14 protein-coding genes are annotated in these 17,221 nt (G+C 42.6%); 10 read left to right on the top strand and 4 right to left on the bottom strand.

Annotated features, from left to right (window positions below; genetic code table 11):
• Positions 1-205: 205 nt before the first annotated feature.
• Positions 206-445 (bottom strand): hypothetical protein, encoded by a 240-nt coding sequence (locus L1077_RS12625; RefSeq protein ID WP_237137165.1) that lies wholly within the window; start codon positions 443-445, stop codon positions 206-208.
• Positions 446-448: 3 nt separating this feature from the next.
• Between L1077_RS12625 and L1077_RS12620 the strand changes: the two genes are divergently transcribed.
• From L1077_RS12620 to L1077_RS12600, 5 genes are all read left to right on the top strand, one after another.
• Positions 449-748: a hypothetical protein gene (locus tag L1077_RS12620; protein WP_237137164.1), complete on the top strand. Its 300-nt coding sequence runs from the start codon at positions 449-451 to the stop codon at positions 746-748.
• Positions 749-1,041: 293 nt separating this feature from the next.
• Entirely contained in the window at positions 1,042-2,097 is a 1,056-nt protein-coding gene (gene dinB, locus L1077_RS12615; RefSeq protein WP_237137163.1) for a DNA polymerase IV, read from the top strand.
• A gap of 110 nt (positions 2,098-2,207) precedes the next feature.
• The gene (locus L1077_RS12610) at positions 2,208-3,905 is read left to right on the top strand and encodes a carbon starvation CstA family protein (RefSeq protein ID WP_046356692.1); all 1,698 of its coding nucleotides are present in this window, start codon (positions 2,208-2,210) and stop codon (positions 3,903-3,905) included.
• Positions 3,906-3,969: 64 nt separating this feature from the next.
• Positions 3,970-5,502 (top strand): leucyl aminopeptidase family protein, encoded by a 1,533-nt coding sequence (locus L1077_RS12605; RefSeq protein WP_237137162.1) that lies wholly within the window; start codon positions 3,970-3,972, stop codon positions 5,500-5,502.
• 87 nt (positions 5,503-5,589) lie between these two features.
• A complete protein-coding gene (locus L1077_RS12600; RefSeq protein ID WP_237137161.1) occupies positions 5,590-5,985 on the top strand; it encodes an HIT domain-containing protein in 396 nt (131 codons plus the stop codon).
• Positions 5,986-5,997: 12 nt separating this feature from the next.
• Here L1077_RS12600 and L1077_RS12595 read toward each other — a convergent pair whose 3' ends face one another.
• Entirely contained in the window at positions 5,998-7,683 is a 1,686-nt protein-coding gene (locus tag L1077_RS12595) for a dipeptidyl-peptidase 3 family protein (RefSeq protein WP_237137198.1), read from the bottom strand.
• Between the two features lie 218 nt (positions 7,684-7,901).
• Here L1077_RS12595 and L1077_RS12590 point away from each other — a divergent pair, with 218 nt between their 5' ends.
• Complete coding sequence (locus tag L1077_RS12590) at positions 7,902-8,741, top strand: HDOD domain-containing protein (protein WP_237137160.1); 840 nt, start codon at positions 7,902-7,904, stop codon at positions 8,739-8,741.
• Between the two features lie 45 nt (positions 8,742-8,786).
• On the opposite strand, the gene rdgC is transcribed toward L1077_RS12590, so the two are convergent.
• Positions 8,787-9,695: a recombination-associated protein RdgC gene (rdgC, locus tag L1077_RS12585; protein WP_237137159.1), complete on the bottom strand. Its 909-nt coding sequence runs from the start codon at positions 9,693-9,695 to the stop codon at positions 8,787-8,789.
• A 149-nt stretch (positions 9,696-9,844) separates the two neighbouring features.
• Entirely contained in the window at positions 9,845-11,605 is a 1,761-nt protein-coding gene (locus L1077_RS12580; RefSeq protein ID WP_237137158.1) for a sensor histidine kinase, read from the bottom strand.
• A gap of 209 nt (positions 11,606-11,814) precedes the next feature.
• On the opposite strand from L1077_RS12580, the gene L1077_RS12575 reads away from it, so the two are divergent.
• From L1077_RS12575 to thrC, 4 genes are all read left to right on the top strand, one after another.
• The gene (locus L1077_RS12575) at positions 11,815-12,180 is read left to right on the top strand and encodes a response regulator (RefSeq protein ID WP_237137157.1); all 366 of its coding nucleotides are present in this window, start codon (positions 11,815-11,817) and stop codon (positions 12,178-12,180) included.
• Between the two features lie 291 nt (positions 12,181-12,471).
• On the top strand, positions 12,472-14,889 hold the full coding sequence (thrA, locus tag L1077_RS12570; protein WP_237137156.1) for a bifunctional aspartate kinase/homoserine dehydrogenase I: 2,418 nt from the start codon (positions 12,472-12,474) through the stop codon (positions 14,887-14,889).
• Between the two features lie 9 nt (positions 14,890-14,898).
• A complete protein-coding gene (thrB, locus tag L1077_RS12565; RefSeq protein WP_237137155.1) occupies positions 14,899-15,828 on the top strand; it encodes a homoserine kinase in 930 nt (309 codons plus the stop codon).
• A 10-nt stretch (positions 15,829-15,838) separates the two neighbouring features.
• Positions 15,839-17,125 (top strand): threonine synthase, encoded by a 1,287-nt coding sequence (gene thrC, locus L1077_RS12560; RefSeq protein WP_237137154.1) that lies wholly within the window; start codon positions 15,839-15,841, stop codon positions 17,123-17,125.
• Positions 17,126-17,221 lie beyond the last annotated feature (96 nt).

The following is a 17,221-nucleotide window of genomic DNA, read 5'->3' as shown; positions in this document are numbered from 1 at the left end:
CTAAGATTTATATCGACTACCAGCAGTGTAGAGCATTTCTTCTTATTGTGCAGGTGTTTGTTGGCGCGTGAGTACTGAGTCACTGGTGAAGATAAAAAAGTTGGCTGGTATTTTATTTATTGCGTGAAAATACATTTTGGTTGTGTGAATGCGACATGTAACTTATTGTATTTTATATATCATCTTTGCAAGGCGAGCTGTTGTATTAAGTATGAATGAAATAATTATTTTTACGATTATCGACCATTTGGTATTTGTAGTACTTTTTCTTGGCCTCATCATCAGTTGGCGTGATCCGCTTGCTAGGTGGCTTCTTCTCTGTTCTGCGATAATTGAAATGTTTCAGTTCTTTACCTTTAATGAAGTAATCACATGGAGAGTACACTATTATATTTTTGAGGTATTTATGTGCCTTGTGTGTATGGCGCCTATCGTTTTTAGACATCCAATGGCCTTATTTTGCTATCGATGTACTCAGCAAGCGTTTTTCTTGAGCGTGGCTAAGCGTGCTATATTGTCTCGTTATGAAGTTCGATTTCTTCAATTATTAGCAGCAGCGGCATTGGTTAATTTTATTACTTGGGTAGAAGTGCTTTGCTATAAGTACGGGGTAATAGAGAATGCATTCATCAAGCTATATTTTAGAAACTACTTTATCGCATGCGTTATTTTAGCCCAATGTGCTGCGATTTATGCGCTGAGTATGTACACACTGACCTTGAAGCCAGAAACTAAAAAGTGTATTTGATATAGCTTTGGTAAAGCCGCTTTTACTGTCAAACTAATCTGATGCGCGTCTTCTTTAAACCAAGCCTGTTTGTAGCTATGTAAGAAGCTTTAATTGAAGCGACACTTGTGATTGCTGACCCTAATGCATTCATTTATTTGATGTGTATTTTAAGATGTTAAATAATAAGGTTATTTTCGTCTAGTAAAGGCGCTTAAGGTGGTACTTAACCAAAAGGAGTGAACAGAGCGTAGACAAGCGAGATATAAGCTGTCAATATACTGTATAAGTAAACAGTAGTTAGGTGTGCGTTCGTGAAAAAGTTCATTCACATTGATATGGATTGTTTTTATGCGGCGGTAGAAATGCGCGACAACCCTTCGTTGGCTAATGTGCCAATGGCCATTGGAGGCAGAAGCCACCGAGGCGTGCTCTCAACCTCTAATTACATTGCACGCCAATACGGTGTGCGCTCAGCCATGTCTAATTATAAGGCCAAGCAACTCTGTCCTCAGCTTGTCATTGTGCCAGGGCGTATGCAGGTCTATAAAGAAGTATCCCATCAAATTCGTGCTATTTTCGCAAGGTATACGTCGTTGATAGAGCCTTTATCCTTAGATGAGGCTTATCTTGACGTGACTGATTGCACTGCATTTCATGGCAGTGCCACATTAATTGCAGAACAAATCCGCAAAGATATTTTTAATGAGACAGGGCTCACTGCATCAGCAGGTATAGCGCCAATTAAATTTTTGGCAAAAATAGCCAGTGATGAAAACAAACCCAATGGGCAGTGCGTGATCACGCCAGAGCGTGTAGATGCGTTTATCGATGAGCTACCACTTCGCAAAATTCCGGGGGTGGGTAAGGTTACACATGAAAAATTATTGGCTTGTGGCTTAGTGCATGGCAAGGATGTGAAAGGCTTAAGCTTGGATGAAATGGCACATCGCTTTGGTAAGTTTGGCAGGGTGCTTTGGCGACGGTGCCAAGGAATAGACGAGCGGGGTGTTGAAACGGAGCGTGTGCGAAAATCCGTGGGGGTTGAAACCACGTTTGAAAAAGATATCCAAGATCTGACGCAATTAAAGTCGATTTTATGTGACAAACTCATACCTGAACTGACTCGTCGCAGTGAAGGGTATCAAACAGAGCGTGCCTTCACAAAGTTGGGTGTTAAAGTGAAGTTTTACGACTTTTCTCAAACCACAAAAGAATGCCAATGTAGCCATATTGATCCAGATATTTTGTGCACTTTATTAGAGCAAGCGATTGCTCGTCATGGCAATAAACCAGTTCGTTTAGTTGGGGTGCAAATTGGGTTGGGTGATTCGCCAAGCAATCAAATTCAAATGGGATTATTTAATTGACGCTATGATGTCATTTTATCTCTGCCCGTCTGTGCGACTAAAATATAACTGAAATTGCAGTTTTCCGTGTTAAAGTGGTGTTAATACAACAATAACACTGAGGACAACCCATGCAATCTATCATGATAGTATTGTTTGGTATCTTGGGGATGCTATTTGGCTGGTTTGTGTACTCCAAGTTTATCGCAACGAAAATCTTTAAAATGGACGATAACTTCGTCACCCCTGCCCATGAATTTAACGATGGTGTTGACTATGTCCCAACTAATAAAGTGGTACTTTGGGGGCACCATTTCACATCTGTTGCTGGCGCAGCTCCCATCGTCGGTCCAGCGATTGCCGTATATTGGGGTTGGGTACCAGCTGTTTTATGGGTGGTCTTTGGTACTATCTTTTTTGCCGGTGTGCATGACATGGGCGCTTTATGGGCCAGTGCGCGTCACAAAGGCAAGTCCATGGGGGCACTGTCTGAGTCAGTTATAGGTAAACGCACACGTTCACTGTTTATGATTGTGGTATTTTTGGTATTACTGATGGTCAACGCCGTATTTGGTGTGGTGATCGCAAATTCATTTGTTGCTAATCCAAATGCTGTTTTCCCTGCTTGGGCTGCTATAGTCGTTGCACTTATCATTGGTCAGCTATTAAAGCGTAAAGTGCCTTTAATTCCGCTCTGTTTGGTCGGTGTTGTGGTATTGTATGCAACGATTTATGCAGGTAGTGGAATGCCGATTGCACTGCCCAGTGAAGTGTTTGGGCTAACAGATAAAGCCAGTTGGATCTTAATTTTATTCGTCTATGCGGCGGTTGCTTCGCTATTACCAGTTTGGATGTTACTTCAACCCCGTGATTTCATTAATGGCATGCAACTGCTGGTTGGTCTCGTTCTTCTATACGGTGCGGTATTTGTCGTAATGCCAGACATCACAGCACCTGCTTTTAACACACAAACCGCAATAGATACCCCTAGTATTATTCCGCTACTGTTTGTCACGATTGCATGCGGTGCTGTATCTGGTTTTCATGGTATCGTGTCTTCAGGTACAAGCTCCAAACAATTAAATAAAGAAACCGACGGGCGATTTGTTGGGTATTTAGGTGCAATTGGTGAGGGTTCTTTAGCGCTGATCACGCTGGTGGCCGTCAGTGGTGTGATGCTGGCGGTTTCCCCTGAAGAGTGGCATGAAATTTATAGCCATTTAGGTGCGGGCTCAGTCGGTGCGTTCATTCAGGGAGGCTCAAACTTGATAAGCACAGGTTGGGGGCTGTCTGCTGAGATAGCTTCTACATTACTGGCTGTGATGGTGGTGTTGTTTGCAGGTACAACGATGGACTCAGGTGTTCGATTGCAGCGCTACATTATCCAAGAGTGGGGTGATATTTATAAACTCCCTATTTTGAAAAATGGCATTATTGCTACCTTAGTCGCAGTAGGGTGTTGTTTGTTATTGGCTTTTGGGGCTGGTGGCGCATCTGGCAGCGGTGGCATGATCATTTGGCCTTTATTTGGTTCGACCAACCAAATTCTGGCAAGCTTAACCTTGTTGGTCATTTCTGTGTACCTTATCAAGCTTGGCAGACCCGCAAAATTTACATTAATCCCCATGATATTTGTTATTTTAATGGCCTTTTTTGCCGGTCTTATTAAATTGGGTGAATACTATGAGAAAGGTAACTGGCTATTGGTTGGCCTGGATATTGTGGTTTTGGTGGTGAGTGTCCTTGTTATGCTCGAAGCATGGAGTGTTGTCAGTAAACTCAAAAGTACAGCGGAAGCTGCTCCGGACAGTGAAGAATCGAGCAGCTAGCTTGGCTCTTGTGCCTAAATAACCGATAATTGGCCCTTAAATTACAAGAACAAGGGCCATTTTTATGTCTTTTCCTCTCTCATTGCCAGCTTCTAACTGGCAGCAAAGCGATGCCGATGCAGTGATCGTTATCACATCTGATGTAAACGACTTAGGCGATCAGCAACTTAATGACATAGCCGCACCGTATTTAGCCGTTGATGCGCGTTTGGCCACTCAAGCGAATGTTTTGTTAGCACCTCAAGTGCCAGGGCAGCGTTTAATCATTGCACCAACAGGTCCACTTAACCGTGATTATGATGATGTGCGTCGCTTTTTTGCCGCGGGCCAAGCTGCCATTGCTCAAGCAAAAGCGTCAGGTGCTGTGAAACCAGTGATCGTGTTAGCGGGCGTCCCCAGTGACGAACGTTATAAAAATGCGTTACAAGTTGCTTTTTTAGGTGCTTGTCAAACATTGTGGCAACCACTAGAAGCGCGTGAGTATCGCGGTGAGCATATTGAGCCAGTTGAGCAGGTTTTCTTGGTTGATGCCGATGACGCTATGTGTGCTCAGATCAATGCGATCGCAGCGGGTCAGTATGCGGCACGTGATTTATGTGGTACTGAACCAGAGCGCATGGCACCGCCGCGCTTTGCTGACTATTGTGTTTCATTGTTTGAAAACACCTCAGTCAAAGTTGAGGTGATCTCAGACATTAATGCCATTGACAAAGACTACCCTATGCTTGGCACTGTGGCGCGTGCATCGTATGCCGTTGAGCGTCATCACCCACGCGTAGTTAAGATGGAATATGTACCTGAAGGCGATATTGAACGCACATTGATGTTTGTCGGTAAAGGCCTTGTTTATGACACGGGTGGTGCAGATCTGAAAGTAGGTGGTTTTATGGCAGGCATGAGCCGCGATAAAGGTGGTGCAGCATCTGTTGCAGGCTTTATGAAATCAGTAGCAGAGTATCAGCCAAAAGGCGTGAAAGTGATTGCTTACTTGGCGGTTGTGCGAAATTCAATTGGCTCTGATTGTTTTGTGCCAGATGAGATCATTGAAACTCGCGAAGGCGTGCGTGTTCGTATCGGAAATACCGACGCTGAAGGGCGTTTAGCGATGGGCGATCTGCTAAGTGAAATGAAAGATTTAGCTAAATCAGAGGTTAACCCTGAGCTGTTCACTGTAGCAACGTTGACAGGTCATGCAGCGCGCGCTATGGGTCCATACAGTGCGTTTGTTGAAAACGGTCCGGCACGCGCTAATGCGGTTTCACGCCAAATTGCAGATCAAGGGGATATTTGGGCTGATTGTGCAGAGGTATCTCGCAGTCGTCGTGAAGATTACGATTTTGTTCAGCCTCGCACGTTGGCGGATGATGTGCTTTCAAGTAACAATGCGCCATCAGCTGTGACAGCACGTGGTCACCAGTTCCCTATGGCATTTTTGGCGATTGTAGGTGGCTTGGATAAACATGGTTGTGACTCTGAACTACCTTTACCTTACGTTCATATGGACATTGCAGGTAGTGGTGTTGAAGGCGGCGATTGGCAGCATGGTAAGCCAACGGCTGCAACTGTGAGCAGTTTGTTTGCACGTTATTGCCTGTAAGCATTGATAGAGTATTATGTGCTCTAACTAAGTAAAATTACCCTAAAGCAGATACTCGTTATCTGCTTTTTTATCGGAGTAGAAAAAATGGCATTTGAACTTGCCCCAGAATTACAAAGAGATTGTATTGAATTAGCGCAGTGGCCTTTAAGTACGGTGCTTTTAATGAATGATAGCCAATACCCTTGGTTTATTCTGGTCCCTAAAGTTGATGGCGCGCGTGAGATCATTGATTTAAATGAGCAGCAACAACAGCAGTTTTGGCAGGAGTCAAAGCAGTTGAGTGAGTTGTTAATGGCAGTTTTTACGCCTGAAAAGCTCAATGTCGCCGCTCTTGGTAATATGGTGCCGCAATTACATGTACATCATATCGCGCGTTTTACGCATGATGTGGCATGGCCAAAACCAGTATGGGGTCTGCATCCTGCAATACCGTATACGGATGAGCAGCTCACAGAATTGAAAAAGGCGCTCGCACTGTAGCGCCTTTAATGGTTAAAGGCCCAATACTGCTTTACCTTGTTTAAATGTCACATCTACTGGGATATTCGCATTTGCCAGCTTATCTAAGTCAGCTTGCAGCTCAGCTTTTATATCACCGTGGGTTGCAATGAGCTGGTCGACTTTGTGGTAATCACCTTCTCCTTGTAATGTGAGGATCAAGTTTGATAATTTCTCCATGGCAGCGCCCATTTTATTCATATCTACCTGATAAAGGCCTTGTGTATTTTTAGAAAACGCGCCCTCTTGTTTAAAGAAGTTAAAGCGGATCATATTGGCTTTACCGTGAGCACTGGATGCACCAAAGCGCACTGAGCGGAATATGCCAGCCATAAAGGTGACATAGTAATCTTCCAATGTGCCTTCAGTAATTTCGCCTTTTCTCAAAAGCTGTTCAACCATATATAAACCTAAAATATCGGCTTTACCTTCTTCGATTGCACTGGCGTGCTCTTGTAGTGACTGTCGAACAGTGCCCTTACCTGTAATGGTATTTTTAATACCTAGGCCATGGGCAACTTCATGAAACATGGTGTTGGCGAAAAATGCGTTAAAGGTAATGTGCTTGCGCTGTTCTGGCACAATCAGTTCATCAGCGATAGGGACTAAAATTTTATCAAATTTAGCACGCATTGCATTTTTTAGCTGAAGTCGACGGGTACCCTTTTCTAGTTGTACCTGCTCATCATTAGGGAGATTGATGGCAATTGTTTTACTGCCTGCGTTTGAGTGACCTGCATAGTACACTACATCATAGGCGTTGAGATCTGCATCAGAGCCCGGTACTTCTTGCTTGTATTTCTGCGCAACTGGTAAACCTGTTTGAAGTTCTGGTAAAAAGGCCGCAAATTTAGCTAGACGCTCACTCCATGCTAAGTCCTTAATTAATACATAAGACTCAAATGCACTGCGATAGCCAAATAGTTGGTCTTCGTATGTTTCAATAGGGCCGATGACAACATCAATGGGATTATTTTTCATCTCCATCCATGCAAAATCAGAAGGTTGATAGCTGTTATTTAATAAGGCATCTGCGCGCAGGTTTAAGTAGTTAGAAAATTGCTTATCTACAGCTAATGAGCTTGCTTGTCTGAGCAGGTTTGCAGCGTGTTCTAGCTCAGCTCGATATTCAGTGGCGTAGGGTACGGAATATAGGTTTCCTTGCTCATCTCTTTTTACCATGGAGTAAAGACCTTGCTTGTCTTTAAATTCAGCTTGGTTTAACTCTGCTTTAGTCATGTCACTTGGGTAAAACTGTGCGCCAGGTGTTTTTTCTTCAAACCCGCTCAGAAATACTTTGTCGCCATCTAAGCGGTCCCAAGGGCCATAATTAATGTCGGCAAATTGGCGTATTTTGTCATCCTCGATGCCCGCTAGGAATGCGGATTTATTTTGACCGAAAGCTTGTTTCCAAAATAAATCATCCATTATTTTAGATGCATCAATGAGCAGTGAAATCATCTTTTTTTGGTTGTCATTAAGGTGACTCAAATCACTTGTTAAGGTGACCTCGGTATAAATATTGAGTCGCTGCTGATCAATATTTATTAATGAATGTGTTGCAGAGGATTGCGTTTCTGCTTGCTTAGCATCTGCTTTTTCTGATGGTTGTTGAGAGCATGCGCTTACTATCAGGCCTGAGGCGACCAAAATAGCACTGGATAGTTTAGAAAGTTTCATCATTTACCCTTGAGATTTTAGTTATTATGATTGTGAGGCATCTATGATGCTTAAAAAATAGCAATTGAGCAAACAGTTAAAACGAAGTATTTATTCGCGCCTAAATGCTAAGAATAATTTTTATACTTTTCTTAACTTTATCGAGAAGTTAGACAATACTTAAAGCAGTAAAAATTATAAGGCCATAGTTAAGTGGCGAATTTAAAGGACTTGACCATATGTCTACAGAAAACGCATTACTTACCATTCTTGTCGATAAAATCAATAATGACACACTTGTCTTACCTACACTCCCCGAAGTTGCTGTTCGAGTCCGTCAGGCTGCCGACGACCCTGAAGTAAACTTGTTGCAAATGGCGGATGTCATTTCTCATGATCCGGCATTGGCTGCACGTATGATTAAGGTCGCAAACAGTGGCTTTATGGGGCGCTCTATTAAAGTTAATACGCTCAATCAGGCTGTGACCCGAATCGGCTTGCGGCAAATTAAAAACATTGCAACGGCGATGGCGATGGAGCAGTTGTTTGTTTCTAACAATAAGTTAATCAAAACCTACATGGACAAGGCATGGCAAAAAACGTTAAAAGTTGCCTGTCAGGCCATTTCTACCATGGAGTTTTATCTGCGTTTAAACAAGCATACTTCACTGAATAAAGATACCATTACGCTGGCATCTTTGGTGTTTAACATTGGGGTTTTGCCAATTTTAACTGAGGCAGAAAAGCACCCAGAAGTGTTTGCCAATCCCAGCTTCTTAGCGCATGCAATCCAAAAGTTAGCTGGGCGTATTGGCGGAGCGATTATGCGAGAGTGGGGCTTTACTGATGATTTTGTTGAAGTGGCAGAAAGTTGGGCGAATCCGAATTATAAGCCGGAGCATGTTTGTTATGTTGATTTTATTCGTGCAGGGGCCATTGTAGAGGGTATTTTACAAGTGTCAGATAAAGCTGCTGCACTTGGGGTCTATGAAGAAAAAGGTGTGCTTCGCTCTATTGATATGTTTACAGATGACGCGTATTTAGACTTGCTAACGGATGTGAAGTCGATGTTTTCCTAAGATGGATTAATTAAAGTAAAAAGGGCCAGTTGGCCCTTTTGTCTATTATAGGTCGTCTTTTTCACCAAGCTCTTTGGTGAGGTCTTCGAGCAACTCTTTGATCTCTTCAGAAACGAGGATAAAGTCAGCGTCTAGTTTGATTGCCAAGTCTTCTTTTGGAATATCAGCGTTTTGCTCTTTGAGTGCATCGTTGTAGCTAACACGTTTGATTGAGCCATCGTTTTGTAAGAGGAATTGAACACGCTCTTTCCAATCTAATGCAAGCTTGGTAACACGCTTACCATTTTCTAAGTGAAGCTTAATTTCGTCGCTAGCTAGGTCATGTTGTTTTAGTTTAACCTGTGCGCCTTCATCGGCAGCATCTTGCAATTCAGCGTCATTGCCAATGGCAAACCCTTCAGGTGCCTCAAATTTAGTCAACCAGTCAGTTAAAAAGACATCTAGGTCGTAGTTTGCAAATGCTGGCACAATAGGCAAGGTACCCAGCGATTTACGCAACAAGGCCATCATCTCTTCGGCTTTGTTAAAGCTCGCGCTATTTACAATCACCCAACCGCTTTCTTGATCGATAAAAGCAAATTGTAAGCTCGACTTTTTAAATGCTTGCGGGAGCAATGTTGCTAAGATATTTTCTTTGAGCTCGTCTTTTTCTTTTTTCTTAACTGGGCGGTTTTCTTCGCGCTCAATTTGCTCTACTTTTTCTGCAACCATGTCATTAATAACGGCAGCGGGTAGTACTTTTTCTTCGCGTTTAGCGCATAAAAGAATGCTATTTTGTGAAAAGTGAGACAGGGTTTGACCGTGTTTCCCTAATGCGTTTACCCAACCAAAGGTGCTCATATCTTGGCTACCACAAGCGCGAAATATGTCTTGCTCTAGTGCTTTTTCAAAGTCTTCTTGTGTGTACGAAACATCTTGTTTAAAACGGTAACAGATTAGGTTGCTGAACCACATATATTCAAATATCCAAGTTAAAAATCGACTTGCATCATAGCAAACCTATTGGGCTGGGCAAAACGAAAATTATTGTGCTGGTTATTTTGCAAAGTGGTTGGTTAGTGGGGCATGAATAAAATGATTTATTCATGCCCCAGAGCGTGAGGTTAGCTAAACATAGCTTGTTGTGCTTTCATTTCTTTCGGAAAACGTATGTGGTATGTAAGCCCTTGACCTTCCTCGGAACTGACTTCAATATCGCCATTGAGAGTTTGCTTCACAAGGTTGAATGTGATGTGCGTTCCCAAACCGCTACCGCCTTGATCTCGTTTGGTGGTGAAGAACGGGTCAAACAGCTTTTCTAGTTGTGCAGCTGATACGCCTTTACCATTGTCTTTGTAAACGATTTTGACATCATCGTTGTCGTCTGTGATCTGAATATCTATGGTGCCTTTATTGACGCCTTCAAAACCATGGATCAAAGAGTTCATTATCAGGTTGGTAAATATTTGGCTGATAGCACCCGCAGGTAAGTTGAGAGTAAGATCAGCAGGGCAGTCTATGTTCACTTCGTGTGCTGTTTTTTTCAGCTTGGGATGCAATGAACGCAGCACTTCCTCTAAATATTGCTGAAAATTAATGGTTCGAACGGCCTCACTTGCTTGGTCGACGGCAATTTGTTTGAAGCTAGCCACCAGCTCAGAAGCGCGTGCTAAGTTGTTGGTGAGTAAGCTCGCACTTTGTTTCGCTTCATGCATAAATTCTTCTAACGCTTTGGGCGACAGTGTTTTTTCTTTGTAAGCGGTCTCTAGTTGATCTAAACGTTCTTGCAAGAAAGAAGTTGCGGTTACGCCAATACCAACTGGTGTATTAATGTCATGTGTTATACCTGCAACGAGCCCGCCTAGTGCTGCCATTTTTTCGGAGCCAACTAAACGTTCTTGGGCCATATTAAGTTCTTCGACATATTTTTCCAATTCATTTTGCTTAGTCAGTAGCTCTTCTTCTGTTTGACGTCTGAGATCAATTTCTTCGGTTAACGTCAGCTTTTGTTTTTCTAATTCATATTTTTGCTGTTGCAGGTCCATCATTGCTTGGCTAAGATTTGAGGTTTTCCTCGCTACTTCTTGTTCAAGTTGAATATTATGTTGATCTAACTTTTCATTGCTAATGATGAGCTCTTTTTGGGTTTGGTCCAATTGTTTTCGATATTCAGCCACTTTATCTATGAGCTTGTTGAATGCCTCTTCCATGACTTTGAGCTCATTTCGCTCTGTGGTATCGATGTCAATCTTGTGGCCATCCACATTATCCACTTCAAAATCTTCAATTTGCTCAGTCAAATCTGTCAGCGGCTCGGTGAGCAGTTTTCTAAATGCCAACAAAAATAGAATGATTAAGAAGGTTGTTTTGACCATGGCATTCCCTATCAAGAAATAGATAGAGATCATGATCCGGCTAAAGACCACTTCCCGGCTTGAAAATAGTGTGACGTCGCCGACTTGTGTGGCACGGCCAGAGAATTCGAAAATGAGTGGAAAGGTGTAACCAAACAGTCCTGAAGGGGTATCTTCAATTAATGCCTCTTCTTGCACGAGTTGCTGACTGTAGAGCTCATGGATGTTCAAAGAGCGGCCAAGTTGAGAGATGATTTCACCACTGTCATCACGCACTATGATCCCTTCAATCATGGGGATCGCAAGCAGGCCCTCTGCTGTGGTGACCGTTTGCTTTGTGTTTAATTCCCAAATCGCACGAGTAAGGCTACGGCTGAATGTTTTCTGTAACATAGTCAGTTCGTTACGAATGTAGTCTTTGGTATTGACATATTCTGCAACCACTTGTCCACAAGTGACGACGAACGTTAGTAGAAAGTAAACTGACAGAACGTTTGTTAGTAGTTTTTTGGACAGACTTTTCTGTAGCATGGAGAGTTCTTAGCTCCTGAAGACCATGTTATAGCACACGTATTAAACTTAAAGTTAGCCAATAAATGGCTAAAAATAAATGTTTATCTTGCTATCTTTACAACATATAAGAGTATATAAAAAACTTACTGGATGTTGATTATTGTGTTATAAGATTAAGACAACAATAACGTTTATTTGTTACTAGAACAATAAAGATTTACCTTCTTATGAGCTACTCCGTGTTAGTGTGTGACGACTCTACTGTTGCACGTAAGCAAGTTATGCGATGCTTGAGCTCCAACCTTGATGTTGAGATCCGTCAGGCAAAAAACGGCCAAGAGGCTGTTGAAATATTGCAAAATTTGCAAATAGATTTGCTGTGTTTAGACTTAACTATGCCGATCCTTGACGGCATTGGTGTCCTTGAAGCGATTAAAGCGAACAAAATAGAAACTTATGTTGTGGTTATATCTGCAGATATTCAGGATCAGATGAAAGTGAGAGTTGCTCAATTGGGCGCACTTAAATTTCTCGAAAAGCCAGTAAAGCCAGAACAATTACTTTCTTTACTCAATGAATATGGTATCCGTTAGATAAGCTTTTCACTTTCCTGTACGTATCTTGAACATTTTGCATATTTAATTTTCATTTATCGTCTTGACAGGTTGACTGTAAATCGGGCAATCTAAATCACGTAGACATTTTATAAACAAATTTTAGTTAGGTTAACAAACAACCATGAACCCAATTTTATGTAACGTGACAATTATTATTACGACCACCATCCACACTGGATAGTGGCATAGGTCCGTGCATATTTGAAAAAGGCCTGTGCTCACTGAGAGCACAGGCCTTTTTTGGTTTTGGAATGAGGAAAATTGATTATGCGAGTTTTAAAATTCGGAGGCTCATCACTTGCCGATATGGCTTGTTTAAAGCGGGTCAGATCTTTAATTCTAAATTACGGTGGTGATAAGGCTGTTGTTGTCTTATCAGCACCTGGCGGTATGACCGACAGTTTAGTGTCTTTAGCACAAAGCGCAGAAAAAGGTGAACAATACACAGCTCAGTGGAATGCATTTGTCGCGCGCAGCGAAGGTTTGAAGCAGGAAGTTGAATCTGAGTATGGTGAAGTACTAGGTTGGCCTCAGTTGGAGCAGCTTCGTGAAAAGTTGGAGGGTGTTAAGCTACTTAAGCAGTGCCCTGCGGCGGTTAATGCATATGTAATTAGCTTTGGTGAGCGAATTAGCGTTTCCTTGATGGTCTCTATGTTGAAAACACATAATGCTCAGGCGTTAGATGCTGTAGCATGTATAAAAACGAACTTAGAGTATCTTGACTCAGAAGTTGATTTAGACAAAACAAAAGTTGAAGTTCGCCAACATATTAATGATAAGAATGACGGCATCTTCGTTATGGCAGGCTTTACTGGCAGCAATGTCGAAGGCGAGTTAACAACCCTAGGTCGAAATGGTTCTGATTACTCGGCAGCAGTTATGGCAGCGAGTTTAAATGCAGATATTTGTCAGATATGGACTGATGTTGACGGTGTGTATAGTGCAGATCCAAGACTCATAAAAAAAGCGACAAAAATTGAACGTCTCTCTTATAAAGAAGCCATGGAGCTCGCCTATTTTGGTGCTAAAGTGCTGCACCCTAAAACTATCTTACCGTGTGCGAAAACAAATGTACCTTGTGAAATCAAAAATACGCATGATCCAGACGTGCCCGGCTCGCTCATTTCTTCCCAAGGCGGTGGTGATGAACCTGTAAAGGCCTTATCAAGTTTGGATAAGCTGGCTATGTTGACTGTTTCAGGGCCAGGCATGAAAGGCAAAGTGGGGATGGCTGCGAGGGTATTTGGTGCGCTTGCCAACGACAACGTTTCAATTGTCCTAATCACACAATCTTCATGTGAATTTAGCATTAGCTTTTGTGTTTATGAACACGACTTATCTTTGGCTTTAAGCGCCTTAGAGTCGGCATTTGAATTAGAAACACAAGCCGGTTTAATCGAACCTGTTGAAGTTCGCAAAGATCTTGCAATTGTTACCCTAGTTGGTGACAACATGAAGTCACATAAGGGCTTAGCGGCTAAGCTTTTTGCATCCTTGTCGCAAGCTCAAGTAAATGTAGTGGCCATTGCGCAAGACTCTACAGAGAGCGCAATATCTGCGGTTGTGCCGGGTGACTTATGCAAAGATGCGATGAAGGTGTGCCATGAAAACTTTTTCACTCATGTTCCGTCAATAGATGTCTTTTTACTTGGCTGCGGCTTAGTGGGCAAAGAGTTAATTAAGCAGCTAGAAAAACAGCAAGCCTGGCTTGCAAATCGCAATATCAAATTAAACCTATACGGCGTGGCAAACTCAAGGCAATGCTTGCTGAGCTATGAAGGCGTTGTTTTTGATCAATGGGAAAACGAATTAAAACAGGCTAATAAAGGCTTCGAGCTCAATGAACTTGAACAATTTGTAAAGCGCAATCATCTGATCAACCCAGTTATTGTGGATTGTAGCTCGTCTGAACGATTGGCAGATCAATACGCAGACTTTCTCAAAGCAGGCTTTCATGTGGTAGCAGCTAATAAAAAAGCCAATACAGGTGACATGGCCTATTATCGAGCATTGCAACAAGCTGCTCAGTCATCAGGGCGCAAGTTTTTATATGAAACAAACGTCGGTGCGGGCTTACCGGTACTCGATAATTTACAGCTTTTATTTGGCGCAGGGGATGAGCTACTGTCCTTTAGTGGGATCTTATCTGGCTCTTTATCATATATGTTCGGTGCCATTGAAGATGGGTTAAGCTTATCTGAAGCAACTGCACAAGCGAAGCGAAATGGTTTCACAGAACCAGATCCAAGAGATGATTTATCTGGTACCGATGTGGCTAGAAAGCTATTAATTATTGCACGTGAATCAGGCTTGGAACTTGAACTAAGTGATATTGAAGTTGAGCCCGTTGTGCCTGAGGAATTTGCGGCTGGTACTAGCGTTGATGATTTTATGGCGCAATTGCCTGAACTGGACGCAGCTTTCGCAGATCGCGTGCAAAGTGCAGCGAGTGAGGGGAAGAAGTTACGTTATGTTGGCAGCATAAAAGAGGGTATTTGTCGCGTTGGCATTGAAGCGGTCGATTCAGAACATGCGCTATATGATATTCGTGATGGTGAAAACGCGTTGGCAATTTTAAGCCAGTATTATCAGCCGAAGCCTTTTGTTATTAGAGGGTACGGTGCAGGCGCAGAAGTCACCGCTGCGGGTGTTTTTGCCGATATCTTAAAAACACTGTCTCGCTAGGGGTACACGATGAAAAAATTTTATGCACCGGCTTCTATCGGAAACTTCTGTGTCGGATTTGATTCTCTCGGTGCGTCACTCGCGCCGATAGATGGGCAGCTTTTGGGTGACGTTGTTCATATTGAGCAAGCCCATGACGATAGGTTTGAGTGTATTGGTGAGTATGCGCATAAGCTCCCAACAGATCCAAAAGAAAATTTGGCATTTCAATGTTTGGTCCATTTTAGAGCGCATGTGAAATCTGACATGCCAAGTGTCTCTTTGACACTTGAGAAAAAATTACCAGTTGGTTCTGGTTTAGGCTCGAGCGCTTGTTCTGTTGTTGCAACTTTTGCGGCACTGAATGGGTTTGCTGGCACTGAGCTGTCTCAACCCCGAATGATTGAACTAATGGCGGACTTTGAGGCAAAAGTGAGTGGCGCACGTCATTATGACAATATTACGCCATGTTATTTGGGTGGGTTGCAGCTTACTGCGGAATTAATACCAGACAGAGCACTGGCATTACCTGTCGACCCGAACTGGTATATTGTTGTGGCATATCCTGGATTTGCATTAAATACATTTAAAGCAAGGGCGGTATTACCTACGACGCTCACATTAAGTGAAAGTGTTGAGTTTGCCCAAAGAATGTCCTCATTTTGTACTTTGTTGCAGTTAAATCGATTTGATGAGGCTGTTGCGCTTATGCAAGACAAGGTGGCAGAGCCAAGTCGTTCGCCACTTATTGAAGGGTTGAAGGAAGCAAAGTTGAGCTTACCGGAGTTGGGCGCCAGTGTAGTGAGTATATCTGGCGCTGGACCAACACTATTTGCGCTGTGCGATTCATTAGAGATTGCGCAAAAGTGTCAAAATTGGCTGCAGTCACACTATCTGAACGAACAAGGGTTTAGTCACATCTGTCAAATAGACAGTATGGGCACCAGAGAATTGGTTTAAGGAATTAAAAATGAATTTAGTTAATCTTATGGATCCTGAGCAGCAGGTTTCATTTACAGAGGCGGTGAAAATTGGCCTAGGGCGTAATCAAGGCGTTTTTTTTCCTGAGAAATTAGTGGCAATGGAAGATGTTGATGCGCTGTTAGCGATGCCATTTAAAGCCCGCAGTAGTAAAATCTTACAGCATCTTATCGGTGATGAGCTACCAAGTGATACGCTTGATGAAATGGTGGATAGCGCCTTTAATTTTCCTGCGCCAATTGTTGAGGTTGAAAAGAATACGTATTGCTTAGAGCTATTTCATGGCCCGACACTAGCCTTTAAAGATTTCGGCGGGCGCTTTATGTCTGAGTGCATCGGCTTATTTAATCAAGGCGAGCGGGTTACAATTTTAACAGCGACCAGCGGAGATACTGGCGCGGCGGTTGCCCATGCATTTTACGGTAAAGAAAATGTAGACGTCGTAATTTTATACCCGCAAGGCAAAATTTCGCTGGCACAACAAAAACTATTCACAACGCTGGGTAAAAACATACATTGCTATGCGGTAGAAGGGAGCTTTGATGATTGTCAAGCACTAGTAAAGCAGGCTTTTTTGGATGAGGAAGTAAAGTCTAAGCTCGGGCTAAATTCGGCAAACTCAATCAATATTAGCCGTTTGTTAGCTCAAGTGTGTTATTACTTTGAAGCAGTTGCACAATTACCTGAGCGTCAACGCCAGCAATTACATATCTCTGTCCCTAGTGGTAATTTCGGTAATGTGTGTGCTGCGATGATAGCCGCGGCGATTGGACTGCCTGTCAATAAACTCAGTGCGACGACAAATCAAAATGACACTGTACCGCGTTATATTGAAACAGGAAGTTGGTCTCCCAATGCGACTTTAGAGTCGTTATCTAATGCAATGGATGTGAGTAAACCTAATAACTGGCCTCGTGTTGAAAGCATACTTAATGCAGAAATATTTGGCAAAGATGATTTTTATTCATGTTCGGTGGATGAATCTCGTACTCAAGAAGTGATGAAGCACATCAACAAGCTTGGCTATGTTGCAGAACCACATACCGCGATCGCTTATGAAGGTTTGCAAATTAATAAATCCGATAATCAAACGGGGATATTTTTGGCGACAGCACATCCGGCTAAATTTAAAGACTCTGTTGAAGATGTGTTAGAACAACAACTTGATATGCCGCAAGTGCTTGCACAGGCTTTAGCTAAGCCATGCTTAGCAGAGGTTATCCACGCTGATTATGGTGTGCTTAAGTCACGTTTGTTTGAGAAACTAGGGTCTTAACCGCACGTATTTCATTGGCCTGTGCATACATAAATCAACAAAAGGTGAATGTATGCACATTTTATTTTTTAATGAATGAGCTAATCCACATAAATA

The sequence above is a fragment of the Pseudoalteromonas luteoviolacea genome, from assembly GCF_021654285.1.
Lineage (GTDB): Bacteria > Pseudomonadota > Gammaproteobacteria > Enterobacterales > Alteromonadaceae > Pseudoalteromonas > Pseudoalteromonas luteoviolacea_J.
This window is presented reverse-complemented; position numbering and strand designations above follow the sequence as displayed.